This window comes from Bilophila sp. 4_1_30 (genome assembly GCF_000224655.1).
In the GTDB taxonomy this organism is placed as follows: domain Bacteria; phylum Desulfobacterota; class Desulfovibrionia; order Desulfovibrionales; family Desulfovibrionaceae; genus Bilophila; species Bilophila wadsworthia.
In genome coordinates this window covers 27,785-30,909 of record NZ_JH114231.1, presented here as the reverse complement: position 1 = coordinate 30,909, position 3,125 = coordinate 27,785, and the positions used below count along the sequence as shown (strand labels likewise).

Genomic DNA, 3,125 nt, shown 5'->3' with positions numbered 1-3,125 from the left:
CGTCATCCCCGTGGCCACCGGCTCCGAGGGCGCGGTGCAGGAGGCCCGCTACCGGCTCGTGACGGAACCGACCCCCTACCTCTACGTCCAGACGGCCTACGCCTACAGTGACGCCTCCAACGCGATCATCAGGGAAATGGGGCTGTTCATGGACACCGAGTTCGTCGAGGGCCTGCCCGAGGGCCAGCGCTACTTCACGCCCGCCGACCTCAAAAGCCCCGGCCTGCTGCTGGCGGCGCAGATCATCCTGCCGCGCATCAACCGCAGCCCTTCCGTCCGCCAGACCGTCGAGTTCGTCCTCCCGATCTAGGGCCATTCCCGCCCCCGCGACACCGTTTCGGTCCCCCCTTTACGCCATCAGCCAGCCGCCGCCCGCGCCGCGTTCCGAGCCCCTTTCCGGGGGCCGGGTCTCGGCACCGTACCCTGCGGCCCCTAGGAGGCTTTCATGCCCAACATGCCCGACAGCTATTACGACAACTTCAACGCATCGAAAAATTACGAGAAAATCCTCTACCGCGACGGCTACACGCTGCAAGGCGCGGAGCTGAACGAGGCGCAGTCCGCCGCCATGCACCGCCTGCAGGGTGTGGCCGACGCGCTGTTCAAGGACGGCGACATCATCCGCGACGCCGGGATCATCGTGAACAAGGAGACCGGCGAAGTCCGGGCCCAGTCCGGGGCCGTCTATCTCCGGGGCGCGGTACGCGGCGTGCCCGAGGCCACCTTCACCATCCCCGTGGTCGGCACCGTGGCTGTGGGCATCCGGCTCACGCAGCGCGTGGTGTCCGAGCTTGACGATCCCACGCTGTACAACCCCGCCATCGGCTCGCGCGGCGAAGGCGAACCGGGCGCGTGGCGGCTTCAGGCCAATGCCGCGTGGGGCTTTGACGGCGACAACGGCGACGGGGAATTCTACGTCGTCTATACCGTGGACGACGGTGAACTGCGGGCCAAGGAAGCCCCGCCCACGCTGGACACGTTCACCCAGAGCATCGCCAAGTACGACCGCGATTCCACGGCGGGCGGCTCGTACATCGTGGACGGCCTGACCGTGCTTATGGCCGGGGACGACGCCGACGGGCATCAGGTCTACACGGTTTCGGAAGGCCGCGCCCGCGTCAACGGCTACGGCGTGGACATGCCCACCTCCCGCCGCCTGACCTACACCGCCGTGCCCGACCTGCGCCGCATCGATACGGAAGTGCATACCGCCGACGCCGCATCCACGCAGTCCGGCGGGCAGCGCATCACGGTTGCCCATCCCCCGCTGCACGACGTCGAGGCCGTGCGCATCACCACGCGCAAGACCGTCAGCGTGGTGCACGGCAGCTACTCCGGGGCCGCCGACACCCTGCCGGATACCTCCATCGTCTCCATCGTCGAGTGCCGTCAGGGTGATACCGTGTATGCGGCGGGCGCGGACTACAAAAAGAACGGCGACACCGTGGACTGGTCCCCCACGGGCAACGAGCCCGCCACCGGCTCGACCTATTCCTGCACCTACGAGTGCGTGACCAGCGCCGAACCCAAGGGGCTGGACGCCGACGGCTTCCGCATTGAAGGCGCGTCCAGCGGCACCTCCATCCTCATCACCTACCGGCAGGCCCTGCCCCGCCTCGACCGGCTGGCGCTGAATCAGGAAGGGCAGTTCGTCTGGCTGCAGGGCGTGGCCTCGGAAAGCAACCCGCGCAGCCCCAGCCTGCCCGCGTCGCTCCTGCCCATCGCCACCGTCGCCCAGACATGGCGCGACACCCGCAGCGTGCGCTCCGACGGCGTGCGCGTGGTCCCCTTCTCGGAAATCGAAACCATCAACCGCCGCATCGACGCGGTGCAGCAGGAAGTCGCCCGGCAGCGCCTCGAGGCCGACGTGTTCACCCGCGAGTCCGGGGCACGGGCGGGCATCTTCGTCGACCCGCTGCTGAACGACGACATGCGCGATCAGGGGCTTTCCCAGACCGCCGCCGTGGTCAATGGCGTCCTGACCCTGCCCATCGAAGCCACGGCAACGGCCCTGCCCAACGACGTGGCCGCGCCCACGGCCAACCCTTGGACGCCGTCCCCCCTGCTGGCCCAGCCCCTGCGCACCGGCTCCATGAAGGTCAACCCGTACATGGCCTTTGACCCGCTCCCCGGGAGCGCGAGCCTGAACCCCGCCTTGGACCGCTGGACCGAAACCCAGACCAACTGGACCAGCGCCATCACCCAACGGTTCGACGTCTCCCGCGACGGCTATTTCCACATCGTGGTGGACCGCCAGACCTCGACGGCGACCGAAACGGTGGGCTCCACGACCTCCCAGCTGGAATACCTGCGGGAAATCGACGTAGCCTACCACATTGAAGGGTTCGGCTCGGGCGAACAGCTTGCCTCGGCCACGTTCGACGGCATCGCGCTGGCCGTTTCCGGCACCGCGGACGGCAACGGCACGCTGGACGGTTCGTTCCGCATCCCGGCCAAAGTCCCCTCCGGGGCCAAGGCCGTAACCTTTACGGGCAAGGGCGGCTCGCGGGCCTCGGCGGTCTTCGTCGGGCAGGGGCAGCTTACGGTCAACACCCTGCGGCAGGTGAACACCATCACCACCATCTGGGTGGACCCGCTGGCCCAGACCTTTGTGCTGGACAAGGCCACCCAGCTTGCCGGGGTCGATCTGTGGTTCACGGCGAAAGGCGGCGACGCCCGCCTGCAGATCCGCGACGTGGCCAACGGCGTGCCCTCCCGCACGGTGCTCGCCGAGGCCCATATCCCAGCCTCTTCCATCGTCGTCTCCGGCGGCGGCCACACCCGCGTGCTCCTGCCCTCGCCGCTCTCGCTGGCGGCGGGTACCGAATACGCCTTCGTGGTGCTCTGCGACGACGCGGAGACGGCCCTTTCCGTAGCCGAACTCGGCAAGTTCGACGCCACCGCGCAACAGTGGGTCGTCAGCCAGCCCTATCAGGTCGGCGTGCTGCTTTCCTCCAGCAACGCCAGCACATGGACGGCCCATCAGGACCGCGACCTGACCTTCCGGCTGCTGGAGGCGTCCTTCAGCGGCGCGTCGAGCCAGCAGGAACTCGGCTCGGTATCCGTCGCCGGGGCCACCGACCTGCTGCTCCTCTCCCTCTCCGAGACGCCGAACGCCGACACCC

At 68.4% G+C, this 3,125-nt stretch carries 1 protein-coding gene and 1 pseudogene; both read left to right on the top strand.

Annotated elements, in window-relative coordinates; genetic code table 11:
• A pseudogene (locus HMPREF0178_RS00140) lies at positions 1 to 310 on the top strand (hypothetical protein); the annotation flags it as partial.
• A gap of 135 nt (positions 311 to 445) precedes the next feature.
• Positions 446 to 3,125: DUF4815 domain-containing protein (locus HMPREF0178_RS00135; RefSeq protein ID WP_009367868.1), on the top strand; the 2,680-nt coding region annotated here is incomplete at its 3' end.